At 68.1% G+C, this 16,264-nt stretch carries 16 protein-coding genes and 1 tRNA gene; 6 read left to right on the top strand and 11 right to left on the bottom strand.

Annotated features, from left to right (window positions below):
- Both ACIQCS_RS17305 and ACIQCS_RS17300 read left to right on the top strand, forming a co-directional pair.
- On the top strand, positions 1–3,243 hold a 3,243-nt coding region (locus ACIQCS_RS17305), incomplete at its 5' end, for an autotransporter domain-containing protein (RefSeq protein ID WP_401531381.1).
- A 23-nt stretch (positions 3,244–3,266) separates the two neighbouring features.
- Entirely contained in the window at positions 3,267–4,679 is a 1,413-nt protein-coding gene (locus tag ACIQCS_RS17300; RefSeq protein ID WP_345848097.1) for a class I adenylate-forming enzyme family protein, read from the top strand.
- A gap of 308 nt (positions 4,680–4,987) precedes the next feature.
- Here the strand turns inward: ACIQCS_RS17300 and ACIQCS_RS17295 are convergent, their stop codons facing one another.
- From ACIQCS_RS17295 to ACIQCS_RS17285, 3 genes are all read right to left on the bottom strand, one after another.
- Entirely contained in the window at positions 4,988–5,215 is a 228-nt protein-coding gene (locus ACIQCS_RS17295; RefSeq protein ID WP_345848098.1) for a hypothetical protein, read from the bottom strand.
- A 29-nt stretch (positions 5,216–5,244) separates the two neighbouring features.
- Positions 5,245–5,319 (bottom strand) — tRNA-Gln (locus ACIQCS_RS17290).
- 23 nt (positions 5,320–5,342) lie between these two features.
- Positions 5,343–6,440: a branched-chain amino acid aminotransferase gene (locus tag ACIQCS_RS17285; RefSeq protein WP_345848099.1), complete on the bottom strand. Its 1,098-nt coding sequence runs from the start codon at positions 6,438–6,440 to the stop codon at positions 5,343–5,345.
- A 67-nt stretch (positions 6,441–6,507) separates the two neighbouring features.
- Between ACIQCS_RS17285 and ACIQCS_RS17280 the strand changes: the two genes are divergently transcribed.
- Positions 6,508–6,993 carry a MarR family transcriptional regulator gene (locus tag ACIQCS_RS17280; RefSeq protein ID WP_345848100.1) on the top strand — a complete coding sequence of 162 codons (486 nt, stop codon included), beginning with the start codon at positions 6,508–6,510 and terminating at the stop codon, positions 6,991–6,993.
- 56 nt (positions 6,994–7,049) lie between these two features.
- On the opposite strand, the gene ACIQCS_RS17275 is transcribed toward ACIQCS_RS17280, so the two are convergent.
- Positions 7,050–7,715: a class I SAM-dependent methyltransferase gene (locus tag ACIQCS_RS17275; RefSeq protein WP_345848101.1), complete on the bottom strand. Its 666-nt coding sequence runs from the start codon at positions 7,713–7,715 to the stop codon at positions 7,050–7,052.
- A gap of 97 nt (positions 7,716–7,812) precedes the next feature.
- Here ACIQCS_RS17275 and ACIQCS_RS17270 point away from each other — a divergent pair, with 97 nt between their 5' ends.
- Positions 7,813–8,475 (top strand): TetR family transcriptional regulator, encoded by a 663-nt coding sequence (locus tag ACIQCS_RS17270; protein WP_345848102.1) that lies wholly within the window; start codon positions 7,813–7,815, stop codon positions 8,473–8,475.
- 25 nt (positions 8,476–8,500) lie between these two features.
- On the opposite strand, the gene ACIQCS_RS17265 is transcribed toward ACIQCS_RS17270, so the two are convergent.
- The 7 genes from ACIQCS_RS17265 to ACIQCS_RS17235 all read right to left on the bottom strand — a co-directional run bounded on the left by ACIQCS_RS17265 (position 8,501) and on the right by ACIQCS_RS17235 (position 13,924).
- Positions 8,501–9,979 carry a serine hydrolase domain-containing protein gene (locus ACIQCS_RS17265; protein ID WP_345848104.1) on the bottom strand — a complete coding sequence of 493 codons (1,479 nt, stop codon included), beginning with the start codon at positions 9,977–9,979 and terminating at the stop codon, positions 8,501–8,503.
- 180 nt (positions 9,980–10,159) lie between these two features.
- Positions 10,160–10,768, bottom strand: a complete 609-nt coding sequence (locus ACIQCS_RS17260) for a hemerythrin domain-containing protein (RefSeq protein WP_345848105.1) — start codon at positions 10,766–10,768, stop codon at positions 10,160–10,162.
- Positions 10,769–10,830: 62 nt separating this feature from the next.
- A complete protein-coding gene (locus ACIQCS_RS17255; RefSeq protein ID WP_345851995.1) occupies positions 10,831–11,577 on the bottom strand; it encodes a pyrroline-5-carboxylate reductase dimerization domain-containing protein in 747 nt (248 codons plus the stop codon).
- A gap of 44 nt (positions 11,578–11,621) precedes the next feature.
- Positions 11,622–12,122 carry a YbjN domain-containing protein gene (locus tag ACIQCS_RS17250; RefSeq protein WP_345848107.1) on the bottom strand — a complete coding sequence of 167 codons (501 nt, stop codon included), beginning with the start codon at positions 12,120–12,122 and terminating at the stop codon, positions 11,622–11,624.
- Between the two features lie 106 nt (positions 12,123–12,228).
- Positions 12,229–12,540 (bottom strand): accessory factor UbiK family protein, encoded by a 312-nt coding sequence (locus ACIQCS_RS17245; protein ID WP_345848108.1) that lies wholly within the window; start codon positions 12,538–12,540, stop codon positions 12,229–12,231.
- A gap of 18 nt (positions 12,541–12,558) precedes the next feature.
- Positions 12,559–13,116: a TspO/MBR family protein gene (locus ACIQCS_RS17240; RefSeq protein WP_345848109.1), complete on the bottom strand. Its 558-nt coding sequence runs from the start codon at positions 13,114–13,116 to the stop codon at positions 12,559–12,561.
- 70 nt (positions 13,117–13,186) lie between these two features.
- Positions 13,187–13,924, bottom strand: a complete 738-nt coding sequence (locus ACIQCS_RS17235; protein WP_345848110.1) for a TlyA family RNA methyltransferase — start codon at positions 13,922–13,924, stop codon at positions 13,187–13,189.
- 179 nt (positions 13,925–14,103) lie between these two features.
- On the opposite strand from ACIQCS_RS17235, the gene ACIQCS_RS17230 reads away from it, so the two are divergent.
- Both ACIQCS_RS17230 and ACIQCS_RS17225 read left to right on the top strand, forming a co-directional pair.
- Positions 14,104–14,781 (top strand): alpha/beta hydrolase, encoded by a 678-nt coding sequence (locus tag ACIQCS_RS17230; RefSeq protein ID WP_280278932.1) that lies wholly within the window; start codon positions 14,104–14,106, stop codon positions 14,779–14,781.
- Between the two features lie 164 nt (positions 14,782–14,945).
- A complete protein-coding gene (locus tag ACIQCS_RS17225) occupies positions 14,946–15,926 on the top strand; it encodes an alpha/beta hydrolase (protein ID WP_345848112.1) in 981 nt (326 codons plus the stop codon).
- Positions 15,927–16,264 lie beyond the last annotated feature (338 nt).

The following is a 16,264-nucleotide window of genomic DNA, read 5'->3' as shown; positions in this document are numbered from 1 at the left end:
AATCTCGGCACCGGCACGCTCGTCCAGCATTCGGGGATCTCGCTGCTCGGCGGAACCGCCGCGAGCGGCATCGTCCGGATCGACGGCGGCACGCTGAGGCTCGGCGGCACGGATCGCCTTGCCGACGGCGCGGCCGTGACCGTAGCGCGCGGCGCGACGCTCGACCTCCAGGGCTTCGGCGCCAGCGTCGCAACGCTGGCGCTCGCCGGAACCCTCACGGGCACCGGCACGCTCTCGGCGGCGAGCTACATGCTCGACGGCGCGACCGTGAACGCAAATCTCGGCACCGGCACCCTGGTGCAGAACAGCGGCGTTTCGGTGCTGCACGGCAGCTTCGCCGGCGGTTCGGCGCAGATCAACGGCGGCACGCTCGCCTTCGACCGGGCCAGCGCCACGACCTATGGCGGCAGCTTCTCTGGCAGCGGTACAGTCGCGCAGATCGGCACCGGCCTGCTGGCGCTGAGCGGCAACAGCGCAGCCTTTGCCGGTACCACCACCGTATCGGGCGGCGGCCTCGCGGTCATCGGCCAGCTGGGCGGCAACGTGCAGGTCGCGAGCACGCTTTCGGGCACCGGCAGCATCGGCGGCACGGTCAGCATCGCGGACGGCGCGCATCTGGTCGGCACCACCGGCGGCACGCTGTCGATGGGCGCGCTCACCCTCGCTTCGGGCTCGGTGATCGACGTCACCCTGTCCCAGCCCTCGGCCACCGCATTGTTCGCGGTAGGCGGCGACCTGACACTCGACGGCACGCTCAACATCGCCGCCCAGCCAAGCTTCGGCGCCGGCGTCTATCGCCTGTTCTCCTATGGCGGTGCGCTCATCGACAACGGCCTCGTCCTCGGCACGGTGACCGGCGCCGGCGCCGCCGGCCTGTCGGTGCAGACGGGCAATATCGGCCAGGTCAACCTGGTCAACACCAGCGGCGCGACGCTCGCCTTCTGGGACGGCGCAGCGGCGGCGCGCCATGACAATGGCCGCGTCGATGGCGGCTCGGGCAGCTGGAGCCTCGGCACCCGCAACTGGACCGATGCCAATGGCACGGTGAACGGGCCGATGCAGCCGGTGCCGAGCTTCGCGGTGTTCCAGGGCAATGGCGGCGCAGTGACGATCGACAATGGTGCCGGCCAAGTCTCGGCCACCGGCATGCAGTTCGCAACGGGCGGCTATACGCTCTCTGGCGGCGCCTTGGCGCTCTCGGGCACCCAGGCGACCATCCGTGTCGGCGACGGCACCGCCGCCGGCACCGGCATGACGGCCACCATCGCTTCGGCGCTCACCGGCGGCGCCATGCTGGTCAAGACCGATCTCGGCACGCTCGTGCTGACCGGCGCCAACAGCTATGCGGGAGGAACGGCCGTCCAGGCGGGCACGCTGATCGGCAATGCCGCCTCCATCCAGGGCAGCATCCAGAATGCCGGCACCGTCGTGTTCGACCAGGCGGGCAACGCCAGCTTCGCGGGCACGATCAGCGGCGGCGGCAGCTATGTGAAATCCGGTGCCGGCGCGCTCACCCTCACCGGCGCGAGCAGCAGCGACTGGCGAGTCACCGCCGGCAGCCTGGTTTCCACCACTTCCCTGTTCACCGGCAATGTCGATCTGAGCCAGGGCACCAGCCTGGTCTTCAGCCAGGCGGCGAACGGCACCTATGCCGGCACCCTGGGCGGCACCGGCAGCGTGCTGTTCCAGGGCGGCGGCACCGTGCTGCTCACCGGCAACAGCGCCGGCTTCGCCGGTGCCGCCACCGTCGGCGCGGGGAGCCTGTTCTCGCTCAACGGCACCCTGGGCGGCACGATCGACGTGCTCGCGGGCGGCCGCCTGCAGGGCAGCGGCACCGCGGGTTCGGCCAGCATCGCCGGCACGATCGCGCCGGGCAACTCGATCGGCACGCTCGCCTTCACCGGCAATCTCGCCTTCGCCTCGGGCAGCGTGTTCGAAGTGGAGGCCAATGCCGCGGGCCAGAGCGACAAGATCGTCGTCGGCGGCAGCGCCTCGATCGCGAGCGGCGCGACGGTGCGCGTGCTGGCCACGGACGGCAACTATGCCGCCAATACCAGCTACACGATCCTCACCGCCGCCGGCGGCCTGAGCGGCACTTTCTCGAACGTCACGACCAACCTCGCCTTCCTGACGCCGACGCTGGCCTATGGCGTCAATGCGGTGACGCTGAACCTCAAGCGCAACACGGTCGATTTCATCGCCGTGGCGCAGACCGGCAACCAGGCCGCGGTCGCGCCGCGGGTACAGGCGCTCGGCGCGGGCAATGGCGTGTACGAAGCCGTTGCGGCGCTCACCGCACCCGAAGCCCGCGCCGCCTTCGACCAGCTCGCCGGCTCGGACTATGCGAGCATGCGCGCTTCGCTGGTCGAGGACAGCCGCTTCATGCGCGATGCGATGCTCGTGCGTGACGAGATGGCGGGTGCCGATGGTCTCGCGGCCTGGGGCCGCGTGACCGGTGCGTGGCGCGACGTCGACGGTAGCGCCCAGGCGCAAGGCTATAAGCGTTCGGCCAAGGGCTTCGTCACCGGCTTCGACGGTTCGTTCGGTAGCCATTGGCGGATCGGCGTGGCGCTCGGCTACGGCACCAGCGAGTTCCGCACCTCGAACGCGACACACAAGGCCGAGAGCTACCAGGCGGGCGGCAGCCTGCTCGGTTCCTATGGCCCGGTCTCGATCCAGCTCGGCACAGCCTATGGCTGGCACGCGATCGCCTCACAGCGCCATGTCGCATTCGGCAGCCTCCGCCAGCTGCTCGGCGATAATTACGATGCCCGCACCTTCCAGGCCTTTGGTCAGCTGGGCGTCAAGGGCAGCATCGGCGGCATCGATCTCCAGCCCTTTGTCGGCCTGGCGCATGTCGCGCTGTTCGATAGCGGGGTGAACGAGCATGGCGGGGCCGCGGCGCTGCACGGCGGCGGCAACGGGTTCGACGCGACTTATGGCAGCCTCGGCCTCAAGGCGCGGATCGGCTGGGATCTGGGCGGCACCAGGCTGAGCCTCGACGGTTCGGCGGCGGCGCGCCGGGTGTTCGGGGACCGGGTGCCCGGGATCGACCTCGCCTTTGCCGGCGGCAGCGCGTTCCAGGCACATGGCATCCCGCTCGATCGGTCCAGCGCCGCGGTCGATCTCGGCCTGGCGCTCGACTTGAGCGAGCATATCCGGCTTGGCGTGTCCTACACCGGCACCTATGCGGATCGTTCGAGCGACCATGGCGCCCGGGCCCAGCTCAGCTGGCGCTTCTGACCCTCCTTCGCTGGTGATCTGACATGTTCGACCGTCTCGTCCGCTTCTCGGCCCGCATGACACCGCTCGCCATCGCGGTATCCAATGGGGCGGAGCATATCAGCTACCGCGACTTCGACCGCGCCATCGATCAAGCCGCTGCCGCGCTCGACCGAGCGGGCGTAGCGGGGCCCGCGCTGGTGGGGATCAGCGTGCGCGACAGCTATCGCCATCTGCTGCTCATAATCGCCTGCGCTCGGCGCGGCGTGCCAACGGTGTCGCTGATCCCGGAAATGGCCGGGCCGATGGTCATGCTGGCCGGTGCGGCGAAGCTGCTCAGCGACGATCCGGCCCACGCGCCGGCGCTGCTCGTCGATGGGCCATGGCTCGCGGCAGCCCTGGCCGCGGCGCCCGTGGAACTCGCCCCGGTCGCCGTCGATGCGCAAGCGCTCGGCCGAGTCCAGCTCTCCTCGGGCTCTACCGGCGAGCCCAAGGCCGTGGGCATGAGCTGGACGCTGATGGAGCGCCGCATCGAGCATACCTGGACGCGCAATTTCGGCTATGAGCGGCTGCTCTCGCTGATCGGCCCCGAAAGCGGCGCGCTGCCGCTGTTCCTCTGGTGCTGGGCAAAGGGCGGCACGGTGCTGTTCGGCTCTTCCGATCCCGCCATCCTCGCCCGCTCGCTGCCGATCCTCCAGCCGACCGGCATGCTCGCCGCACCGGCCCAGCTTGCCATCGTCCTCGACGCGCTGCCGGCGGAGGCGACACCGCTGCCCGGCCTCCAGATTGCGATCGGCGGTGCGCATGCCGCGCCGAAGCTGCGGGCGCGCGCGGCGCTGCGTCTCGGCACTGTCAACGTGACTTACGCTTCCACAGAGGCAGGCGTCTGCACCAACGGATTCGCCGCCAGCCTGGATGGCGAAACCGCAGTCGGCTGGATCACTCCCTGGTCCGAGATCGAGATCGTCGACGAACGAGACCGCATTCTCCCGCTCGGCAGCAGCGGCCGCGTCCGCATGCGCGGCTCCGATGTGGTCGGCGGCTATCTCGGCGACAGCGGCCCGGACGATCGCTTCCGCGACGGCTGGTTCTATCCGGGCGACATCGGCGCGATGCGCGCGGACGGCATGCTGGAGATCGAAGGCCGGGAGGATGAAGTGATGAACTTCGGTGGCCAGAAGTTCCTTCCCGGCGCGCTGGAGGGGCCCGTGGCCATGGTCCCGGGTGTCGCCGGCGTTGCCGCCTTCGCGCTCGAGGACGCGCAGGGCATCGCCCAACCCTGGCTGGCGATCGTCCGCGAGGGCGCGATCGACGAAGGCGCGATCGGCCGCGCTCTGGTCATCCCCGACCTGCCGCCGGTGCGCGTCGCCTATATCGACGCACTGCCCCTCACGCCGCTCGGCAAGGTTCGGCGCGAAGTGCTGCGCGAGGCGGCGCGGCAGCTGAACGTCTCGTAGGAGGGGCCGGGTATCCGGCGTGTTCCCGGAGGTTGCGGACCGAGAAATAGCGCGAGCACGCGGAGAGCCCGCAGCATACGGATTGCCCCACCAACCACCCAAAGTGCGGCCCGTTAAAGTTATCCTTCCCGCGAATATGATTGGGTCGTGGCTTCCTGCGCATGCGCCGGCAGCGACGCGAAACCTATGGCCAGCGCGCTCGTGCACGCCAACAAGCGAAGACGCATATGCCCTCCCCTTTGAGGGCTACTGCAATCGCGCCCCTTCTGCATCGATCAGGTCACAGAAATTGCCTCGAATCCTGTCGATCAAGCACAGGCTATTTTCGGGAAGCAGATCAATCCGGCAGCGCCTATCGCCTTGGCGTGCAATGGAAGCAATGCCCATGCGCTCGGCGGCGGCAATTCGTCGCCATGGTCCAGCGAATGATGGAAACTCGCCGCGACGACGGTTCGTCCGCGCGATTCAGCGCCCGCACGGCTTGCGGCAAATACCCGGGATTCGGCGGAACGGCGCGCGGAATGACGGCCGCTCATGGGCCGTCATCGCGCCTGGATGTGATCCTTGGCTGGGGCGGAAGGATTCGAACCTTCGGTACACGGTACCAAAAACCGTTGCCTTACCACTTGGCTACGCCCCAGCGGGAAGCGCGCTTATAGGGACTTAGGAGAGCCGTTCAACCCAGCCATGCGGGTCCGGCGCGGTTCCGCGCTGAATGCCGCCCAGCTCGCTCCTGAGCTTCTCGGTAAGGATGCCCGGTCCGCCGTTTCCGATCACGAACTCATAGCCGCGGCCGCGCACCTTGCCGATCGGCGTGAGCACCGCGGCGGTGCCGCAGGCAAAGGCCTCGCGCAGCTTGCCGCTCTGGGCATCGGCCTTCCACTGGTCGATCGAATAGCGTTCCTCGCGCACCTCGATCCCCTGCGACCGCGCCAGGGTGATCAGCGAATCGCGGGTGATCCCGGGCAGGATCGTGCCCCCCAGCGGCGGCGTGACGATCGAGCCGTCGTCCATCACGAACATCACGTTCATGCCGCCCAGCTCCTCGACGAAGCGATTCTCCACCGCGTCGAGGAACACCACCTGATCGCATCCCTGGTCGATCGCTTCCTTCTGCGCGACCAGGCTGGCCGCATAATTGCCGCCGCACTTCGCCGCGCCCGTACCGCCCGGCGCGGCGCGCGTGTAATGCTCCGAGACCCACAGCGTCACCGACGGCGCGCCGCCCTTGAAATAGGCGCCCGCCGGCGAGGCGATCACCATGTAGAGATATTCGCTGGCCGGCTTCACGCCCAGGAACACTTCGCTCGCGAACATGAAGGGGCGCAGATAGAGCGAGCCACCCTCGATCTCCGGAATCCATTTCTGATCGATGCGGACCAACTCGCGGATCGAGTCCAGGAACAGCGCGTCCGGCAGCGGCGCCATCGCCATCCGCTCGGCGGATTCGCGGAAGCGGCGGGCATTCTCGTCCGCGCGGAACAGCGACACGCCGCCATCGGGCAGGCGATAGGCCTTCAGCCCCTCGAAGATCTCCTGGGCATAATGGAGCACGGCCGTGGCCGGATCGACCTGGATCGGACCGCGCGGCAGGATCTTCGCATCGTGCCAGCCCTTGTCGGCGCTGTACTTGATCACCGCCATGTGATCGGTGAACACCTTGCCGAAACCCGGATTGGCGAGCACCGCCGCACGGTCGGCGTCGCTGACCGGATTGGGGTGCGCCTCGAACTCGAAATCCAGGATCGTGGTGTCTTCCATTGCACTCGCCTTCGACTCTGCCGGACCGGCTTGCAGCGGGTTAGGCGCGGTGGCAGAAAGCGTCAACATGGCTGCCCCAATTCCTGCTTCCCCGCTGTTCCTGCGCGAGCCCGAGATCCGGCGCGGCGTGGAGCTGCTCTATTTCGGGTATGCGCATCTGACCCGATCGATCGACGCGGGGCTGGCGGCGCAGGGCCTGGGCCGTGCGCATCATCGCGCCCTCTATTTCATCGCCCGCAAGCCGGACCTGACGGTGAGCGAGCTGCTCGCGATCCTGGCGATCACCAAGCAGTCGCTCGGCCGGGTGCTGACCGAGCTGGCCGATCGCGGCTTCGTCGAGACTCGCACCGGCGACCGCGACCGGCGCCAGCGCCTGTTGCGGCTCACCCCGGCGGGGACGAAGCTCGAAGGCGCGCTGTTCGACGCGCTGCGCGAGAAGATGGCCAATGCCTATTCGAGCGCGGGCCAAGGCGCGGTGGGCGGCTTCTGGGCCGTGCTCGAAGGGCTGGTGCCCGAGGAAGAGCGCCAGCGGGTAGCGGCGCTGGGGCGATAGGCCGCCGAGCCCCTTCCCGAGGGGAAGGGGCCTTCCGGTCCCCTTCCCGCGCGCGATCACCCCAGCCGGATCGACAGCTCCACCTCGTCGGTGAACGGCATCGACATATAGCCGTTCGCCACATCGCCGACCCGCTCCAGATATTCCGGGCAATAATCGGCATTGTCGGCGATCAGGATCGCGCCGGGGCGCAACCGGCTCTCGACCCGGTCGAGAATGTCCGAATAGAGCGCCTTGGCGCCATCGAGCAGCAGCAGGTCGATAGGTTCGGGCAGGCCGGTGGCCAGCGTCTCCAGCGCGTCGCCTTCGCGGAACTCGACAAGATCGGCCAGTCCGGCTTCCGCCAGGTTCGCCCGGGCACGGGCGAGCTTGCCCGCCTCGAACTCGCTGGTGATCAGCCGGCCGCCGCCATTGTCGCGCAGCGCCGCCGCCAGGTGAAGCGTCGACAGGCCGAACGAGGTGCCGAACTCGACGATCGAGCGCGCTCGGGTGGCGCGCGCCAGCATGTAGAGCAGCCTGCCCAGTTCGGGCGAGACCGGCAGCGCGAAATCGGCGAGCTTCGCGTAGAAATCGCGATACCCCGTCTTGCTGCGCATCATCGCGCGATGATCCTCGCTCGTCATGCCGGCAAAGGCCGGGCTGGCGGCGGGCGGGTTGGCTTCGGTCTCGGCGAACAGGCGCGCGAGCAGGGGCGCCACGGGGGCGCTCGACAGGGTCGTCATCCGGGGTTTCTCCATGTGGCGGCGGGGGCTTGCCCGCCGACCCGGAAAATACGACTAGTTCGTCAGTTTTGACTATTCGCATTGGCAGCACGTCCGCATGACCCCTCCCCGCACCACGCGCGTCGCCTCGCGGAAACAGCCGCGACAGGCCCGTTCGAGCCAGCTGGTCGAGGCCGTGCTCGACGCGGCTGTTCAGGTTTTGACGAAGGAAGGCGCGCAGCGTTTCACCACCGCGCGAGTCGCCGAGCGTGCCGGGGTGAGCGTGGGCTCGCTCTACCAATATTTCCCCAACAAGGCGGCGATCCTGTTCCGCCTGCAGAGCGACGAATGGCGGCGCACCTCGGCGATGCTGCGGGGCATCCTCGAGGATGCCGCCACGCCGCCCCTCGCCCGGCTGCGGCGGCTGGTCCATGTCTTCCTCCAGTCCGAATGCGAGGAAGCGGCGGTCCGCACCGCGCTCAGCGACGCCGCCCCGCTCTATCGCGACGCGCCCGAGGCGATCGAGGCGAAGGGAGAGAATGCGCAGGTCTTCCGGGCCTTCCTGCGCGAGGCACTGCCCGATGCGGCGGAGGATGCGCGGATGCTGGCGGGGGACCTGATCAAGATGACGCTCAGCCAGCTGGGCAGCAGCTTTTCCGAGACGCCGCGGACCGAGGCGGAGATCGCGGCCTGGTCGGAAGCGATCGCGGACATGCTGTGCGGCTATGTGGAGAAGTTGGCGAAGAGGAGCAGCTTCCCACCCAAGGCTGGGCGCCCGTGACTACCAGCCTCCTCCGCGTTACACTTCAGCCCTTCACGCGCAGCAGCGCATCCCCGTCATTGTCCAGAAGGCCAGTGATCGCTCCGGTAGCAACGTCACGGGTGATGGTGATTCCCTCACCGGTGTAGCGATCGATGAACTTGTCGCGATCGAACGCCACCAGATGATTGGTCTTTCCGGTGGTCAGGTCCTTCAGGACCAGCTCGTTATCGGCTCCGGCGATCGCGTTGAAGAAATAGTTCTCCGCCCCGGTATATTGATATCGCCCCGCGATCGCCGCCAGCTCGTCAGCGGACACCGGGATCCGGGTAACCGCGCGCGTCGGGAACAACCCCAGTGCGAATTTGTTCGAGATGGATCGGGCCAGTTCATTTCTGACCACCCGGCCATTCTCGGAATTGGTCATCAAGACGACTCCCAATCGGCGCTGCGGGAAATAGAACAGCTCGCTCTTGAAGCCGGCATTGCTGCCACCATGCCCGAACGAGGCGGTCGCATCCTTCCCGCGCAATTCGAAGCCGAGGCCGTAGCCATCCCCACCTCCCGGTTTGCCGCTCGGTTGGATCATCTGCTCGGCAAGCGCTCTGGATATCAATGCGCCCTTCGCTCCGGACAGCGCCTTCAGCATGCCGAAACAGAATTTCGCTATGTCCGAGGGCGTCGTCCACAAGCCGGCCGGCGCGAGCTCCGGATAGACATGCCAGCCGCCGGGAAAGGGTTGGCCATCGAACTGATGGGCGAGGCTGACATTCCCTTCGGGATAAGAGTCGAACGTGCTGTCGGCCATGTGCAGCGGCGTCAGCACATGTTGCTGCAGGTAGCGGCCGAAGGACATGCCGGACTGATCCTCGATCAGCTTCTGCAGCACGACATAGCCACCGCCCGAATAGGAATATCTCGATCCCGGTACCGCCTCGACGCGCAGCGCGGGACTGTTGCCCTTGCCGTCCAGCACCCCGGCCGCATCGGGTATTGTCCGGGTCTTCTCGTAGCCGGCGAAGCCGCCAACGTTCAGCCCGGCGGTGTGGCTCAACAATCGGCGGATCGTGACCTTCTCGGTTCGGTTGGGTTCACTTGAAGGAACCTTCCACGTGCGAAGATAATCGTTCACATCCCGGTCGAGGTTCAGGCCTTTGGATTGGACCAGGGTCATCACGGCAAAAGCGGTGACCGATTTGCTGATGGAAGCCGCCTGGAAACGCGTATGCACGTCGACGCTCTGGAGACGTCGACTATCGGTGGATCCATAGCCCTTCGCCCAGATAACGTGCCGGTCATCGAAAATGGCCACGCTGACGCCCGGGACGCCAAGCAATGTCATGCGGTCGTTGAGATTATACGTCTTTCGCGTTTCATCGGCCAGAACGACGCGTGGCGTCAGGCCGTTCTCGATGCTCACGATCTCCGCGGCAGACAGGCTGGCGGGAGAAGCCGGAGCGACCTGGGCGAACGCTCCGCCGCAACAGGCAATCGAAAAGACTGCGCATCCAATGCCACGATACATGCGTCCCCCCAGGTCCCCGAGCTTTCAGCTTTTCGGTGTGCATATCGAGTATGGCCGACGCGTGACAAAGCCCCAAGCGGATACTTCCGAACCTTCCGTCAGAATGGCTTCAGGGAAGCCGGCACATGGCCCCGGGGCGCAGCGCTTGCGGCGCATGAGCAACAGTGGACGTCCTGCGCCTCACGCCACCTTGAACCCTTCCCGGTTCATCGCCTGGGTCAGCGCCCGGTTCTTCTCGTCGCTCAGCTGGGCGCGCAGCATCGGGAACAGGCGCAGCTCCTCTTCCTCCATATGCGCCTCGATCTCGGCGCGGAACCGGCGGATCCTGGCGATCCAGTCGGGCGAGGCGGTGGGAATGCTCTCCAGCTCGTAGAGATGCTGCTTCACATAGCCATGCTCCTTGGTGAGCTGATCGGCGGCATCGCGTTGCCCGGCCTCGCGCAGCGCCGGATAGATGACGTTCTCTTCCTCCACCGCATGCTTCATCAGCGCGTGCTTCAGATGCGCGAGCAGCAGGTTGCGCTTGGTCGAGGAATGCTCGTCGGTGGCCTCGATCTGGCCGAACACCTTGCGCAGCGCTTCATGCTCGGTGGCGAGCGCCTCGTCCCAATTGCCCGCGAGCAGGCTCGGCGCCTGCACCACGGCCTTGCGCCCCAGCAACGCCAGCACGCCCAGCGCCACGCCGCCCGCCGCAGCACCGGCGATCACGCCGAGATTGTGGGTGGTGCTCGTCCGCTTGGATCCGGTGAAGCGGCCCTTGCTGTCCCGCGTGGCGGTGGTGGTCGTCATGGCGCTCGACTCCGATGTTACGCTGTCGGCGCAACAACGAAGCGCGGCGGGGGGCGTTCCGGTCAGCGCCGGGCGGCGGCGGCCATTTCAGCGCTGCGGCGCGCCGATGCGCCGAGCGTCGCGCGCAGCAGCGCCGCGAGCGCATCGTCCGCGTCGAGCACGTCGAGCCCCTTGCGGGTCGTGCCGCCCGGGCTGGCCACCCGGTCGACGAGCGCCGAGGGCGGCGCGTCGGCCCGGGCAGCGAGCAGCCCCGCCCCTTCCACCGTGGCGATGGCAAGCCGCAGCGCCTGTTCCTCGCCGAACCCGATCGACACCCCGCCCGCCGCGAGCGCATCGATGAAGCGATAGACAAAGGCCGGTCCACAGCCGGCGAGCACGCCGAGCCGGTCCAGCCCCGCCTCGTCGCCCCACTCGACCAGCCCGAGCGGCTGCATCAGCGCGTCGACAACGGCGCTGCGATCGCCGGCCAGGCCCACCACGCCCTTGCCGATCGCGACCGGCAGGTTGGGCATGGCGCGGACGATCGCCCCCGCCCGGAACCGGCCCGCGAGCGAGGCCAATTCGACACCGGCAAGGATGGAGACGAGGAGCGGCACGCCGGCGATGCGATCGCCATGCGCCTCGGCGACCGCGTCGATCTGCTGCGGCTTCATGCCGAGCATCACCGCCTGGGGAAGCGGGCCCTCGGGCAAGGCCCTGCCCTGGCGCACGCCCTCGGGCAGCGCGCGATCCTGGCGGTTGACGACGAACACCGTTGCGGGATCCACCGTCCCGGCATCGATCCAGCGGCGCAGCATCGCGCCCGCCATGTTGCCGCAGCCGACCAGCCAGAGGCCGGCCGGGGGCGTGGCGCTCACGCCTCGCCCTGCGTTTCGATGAGCGCGGCGGCCAGCGCGTCCTGCGGGGTCTTGCCGCCCCACAGCACGAACTGGAACACGGGATAGAAGCGCTCGCACTCGTCGATCGCGCTCTCCACCAGCAGCTCCGCCTGGGCCAGGCTCAGCGTCGGCTCCTCGCCGTCGATCAGCGCGGCGTGGCGGAACAGCAAGATGCCGCTCTGCGACCAGAGCTCGAAATGGCCGATCCAGAGCTGCTCGTTGACCAGGCCGATCGTCTCATAGACCGCCATGCGGCGCTCGTCGGCCACGCGAATGTCCGGAAAGGCGAGGAACTGGAGCACACCATCATCCTCACGCCAGATCGCGCGCAGCTCATACTCCGTCCAGCTGCCCTTCACCTTCGCCACGATCTCGTCTTCCTCGCGGCTGTGCGTCCAGCCATGCGCGGCGAAATAGCTTTCGAGCATGTCGATAGGGGCTGCGTCGTCGCGGTCGAATTCCGCTTCGTCGAGCATCAGTTTCTCCACTGGGGCCGGATTGCTTGGGCAGAATCTGCCAACCGCATCGGGCCCGCACAAGCGCGGGGTTCACAACCCTGCGCAAAAGCTGTGGACAAGGTGTTTATACTTGTCCCGCCGGCTTTTTAGGCGATTTCGGCGCCTTGGGTGCTGCCGCCGGCTTGGCAGCGCCGCCCAGCTGTGCCTCGAGCGCGGCGAGGCGCGCGTGGAGTGCCTCGTTCTCGTCGCGCGCGGCCACGGCCATCGCCTTCACCGCTTCGAATTCCTCGCGGGAAACAAAGTCCATCCCGCCGATCCATTCGCGGGCACGCTCGCGCGCGGCGCCTTCGGTCTCGCGGGCGACGCCGGCCAGCGTGCCCGCCGCGCCGTTCACGAACTTCACGAAATCGTCGAACAGGCGGTTGTCGGTCTGCATTTCAAATTCCTCGCGCGATCACTTGATCTGTATTTCGTCAGCCGAACGCGAAGATACAAGGCTTCCCGCGTTCGGATTGAGCTCGTGGATCTGGTAGAGAAGCACCCCGGCGAACGCGATCCAGGCGAGATAGGGGACCAGCAGCACCGCGGCGAAGGTGCGGATGCGCGCGAAGAGGATGAAGGTGACCAGCGCGAGCACGAACAGCGCGCCCAGGATCGCCAGCGCCGGCACCACCTGGTGCATGCCGAAAAAGACCGGCGACCAGACGAGGTTCACCACCATCTGCACCGCGAAGACGGTCAGCGCCGGCCCGCGCAGCGTCGATCCGCGCGCGTTGATGATCATCGCCAGCGCCAGCCCCATCAATATGTAGAGCGCGGTCCAGGCCGCCGGGAAAACCCATTCCTCCGGCATGATCGCGGGCTTCACCAGCCGGGCGAACCACGGATTGGCGCTGCCCGACGGCGCCAGGCGCGCCGAAGTGAAGCCGAGCAGCAGGATGAACGGCACCGTGACCACGGCCCATCGCAGATAGGCGAGCCTCAGCTGCCCTTTCGATGCGATTTCCCTCAACGTGCCCTCCGGTTCATGCTCATGGCGGTGAAGGGCTATGTTGCAGCGCGCCGAAACGCAAGCGTTGCCGTTATGTTTCGCGCGTCGCGGCGATCAGGAATTCGACATTCCCCTCGGGCCCGGTGATCGGGCTGGCGGTGACGCCGGCGACGGTCCAGCCCTGCGCGGCGACCCAGTCGGACACTTCGCGGCAGACGCGTTCGTGCACGGCGGCATCGCGGACCACCCCGCCCTTGCCCACTTCGTCGCGCCCGGCCTCGAACTGCGGCTTGATCAGCGCGACCAGCCGGGCACCGGGCCGGGCGAAGCGGAACGGCACTTCGAGCACCTTGGCCAGGCCGATGAAGCTCGCGTCGCAGACGATCAGGTCCACCGGCTCGGGGATGTGCGCGTCGGTCAGGATCCGCGCGCTGGTCTGCTCATGGACGACGACGCGCGGATCCTGGCGCAGCTTCCAGGCAAGCTGGTTGGTGCCGCTGTCCACCGCATAGACGCGGGCGGCGCCGTTGCGCAGCAGCACGTCGGTGAAGCCGCCGGTCGAGGAGCCGACGTCGATCGCCACCGCCCCCGTCACGTCCCAGCCGAAATGCGCGAGCGCGTGCGCCAGCTTGATCCCCCCGCGCGACACCCAGGGATGGTCGCGCCCGCGCACGTCGAGCACCGTCTCCTCGGGGAATTGCTGGCCGGGCTTGTCGACCTTGCGGTCGCCGGCGAAGACCAGGCCGGCCATGATCAGCGCCTGGGCCCGCGTCCGGCTCTCGGCAAGGCCACGGTCCACGAGCATCTGGTCGGCGCGCTGCTTGGGCATTCCCGGCCTTTAGGTGCAACCGCCCCGGATGCAAAGCCGCCCGGCAAATGACCCGCCCCAACGGCCCGCCCAACGGACTGCCGCAGCCGGGCTTCGATCCGGCGCAACCGCTATTGCCCATTAAAATAGTGGGAATAAATTGAAGCTCCGGCCTGCCCTCCCGTTGGAGTGCAATTGCAATGAGTATCTTCGCTCCGTTTGACGAACATTCGCCGCTCGTCCTCACCGTCCCCGGGCTCGGTGGCTCGGGGCCCTCGCACTGGCAGACGCTCTGGGAGCAGTCCCGCCCCGATACCAGCCGGGTCGAGCTCGGCATGTGGGATACGCCGCACCGCAATGCCTGGGTGACCAGGCTCGACCAGGCGATCCGCGGCGCCCAGGCACCGGTGGTGCTCGCGGCGCACAGTCTGGGCTGCCTCGCCGTCGCCTGGTGGGCGGAGCTCTCGCCCCAGCCCTTTGGCTGGCCGGTGGCCGGGGCGTTGCTGGTGGCGCCCGCCGATGTCGACCGGCCGGACGTGAAGTCCGAGCTTGCCGGCTTCGCGCCCGCGCCGGCCAGGCCGCTGCCCTTCCCCTCGATCACCGTGGCGAGCCGCGACGATCCCTGGATCGGCTTCGATCGCGCCCGTGAGCTGGCCAAGGGCTGGGGCAGCTTCTTCGTCGATGCCGGTCCGCAGGGGCACCTCAACGCCGCCAGCGGCATCGGCTGGTGGCACGAGGGGCAGGAACTGCTCGACCGGGTGCTCGATGCCGCATCGGATCGGTCCGGCCGCGTCCGGACCGCGGCGGAAGCGCGCTCGCTGCTCGCGATCAATGCCACGGAAGCCGCCCAGGCGCATTATCTGGGCCGGCATGCATGATTCGGCGTGTGGCCGGTGCTTCCGGACGCACGCCACTGGTAACTGCCCGCAAATCCCTTACATAGGGAGTGCGGGCGTGGCCGGGTGGCGTACCCTAGAGCGTCACCCGGCCTACCCGCGCCTTTTTCCTTCCGCCGGCCGCTCCGCCCGGGTACACCGGTGTCATGGATCGTCGCGACCTGCTCGCCGCCGCCGGACTGGCCGGCCCGCTGCTCCCGCTTGCCGCCAGGGCCGCGTCCGATACGCCGCCCGGCCCCGTCGTGCCCGATGCGCGCATCAGCCTCTGGCCGGGAGAGGCACCGGGCCTGCTCGACCAGGCGCTGCGGGACCATGTCGTGGTCCGCAGTGCCGATCCGGGCTTTCCCGATCGCGCGATGGAGCATGTCCGCACGCCGCGGCTCGACCTATTCCGGGCCGCCCGGCCGAACGGCGCCGCGATGCTCGTCATTCCCGGCGGCGGCTATGCGCGCGTGGTGGTCGACAAGGAAGGCTATGAGCTGGGCCCCTGGCTCGCCGCGCGCGGGATCACTGCCTTCGTGCTCTTCTACCGCCTGCCCGGCGACCCCTGGCGCGACCCGGGCAACGTCGCCCTTGCCGATGCCCAGCGCGCGATGCGGCTGATCCGGCATCGCGCCGCCGAGTGGAAAGTCGACCCCGCCCGCGTTGGCGCCATGGGCTTCTCGGCCGGCGGGCATCTTTGCGCCGATCTCGCGGCGCGCTTCGGCCGCACGCCCTATGCGCCGATCGACCCGGCCGACGCGCTCGACGCGCGCCCGATCGTCGCCGCGCCGATCTATCCGGTCGTCTCGATGGACCCGGGCTTCGCGCATATGGGCTCGCGCACCCTGCTCATCGGCAAGGCGGCCACGCCCGCCCTGGCCGCCGAGCACTCCCCCGAGCGCCAGGTCGGACCCCATACGCCGCCCAGTTTCCTCTGCCATGCCGAGGACGACGCCACCGTGCCGGTCCAGAACACGATCGCCCTGCGCGCCGCCCTGAGGGCCGCCAAGGTGCCGGTGGAGACGCATCTGTTCGAGCAGGGCGGCCATGGCTTTGGCTGGGGACCGCGCACCCTGGGCAAGCCCGCGCACGCCTGGCCCGAACTGTTTCTCGCCTGGGCCAAGGGGCACGGCCTGCTGGGTTAGATTCGGCCCCCATTCTACCCCGCCATCCCGTCCCCCACCGTCGCGACCCCAGGACAGATCGACATTCAGGCTCGGGGTATAGCTTGGCGGGCCGGAAACTTCGAACCAACCGCCTTCGTCACCCTGAACTTGTTTGGCACTTATCCCGTAAAGACAAGTCCACCCCATTCCGTCATCCCCGCCTGCGCAGGGATGACGGCTATCGGGCACTCCTTGTTCCGAGGGGATAAACGCCAACTTGTTTCAGGGCCCGACGTGCCACCGGCGATATCGCTGGTGGAGAATTGGATGCTGAAACAAGTTCAGCATGACGGAAGAGGAAGGCTCCGACATGCAAC

Origin of the sequence: Sphingomonas sp. NPDC092440, assembly GCF_044754985.1 — a bacterium.
Taxonomy (GTDB): domain Bacteria; phylum Pseudomonadota; class Alphaproteobacteria; order Sphingomonadales; family Sphingomonadaceae; genus Sphingomonas.
Note: the sequence above shows the minus strand (reverse complement) of the source record. Positions and strands in the feature narration are given on the sequence as shown.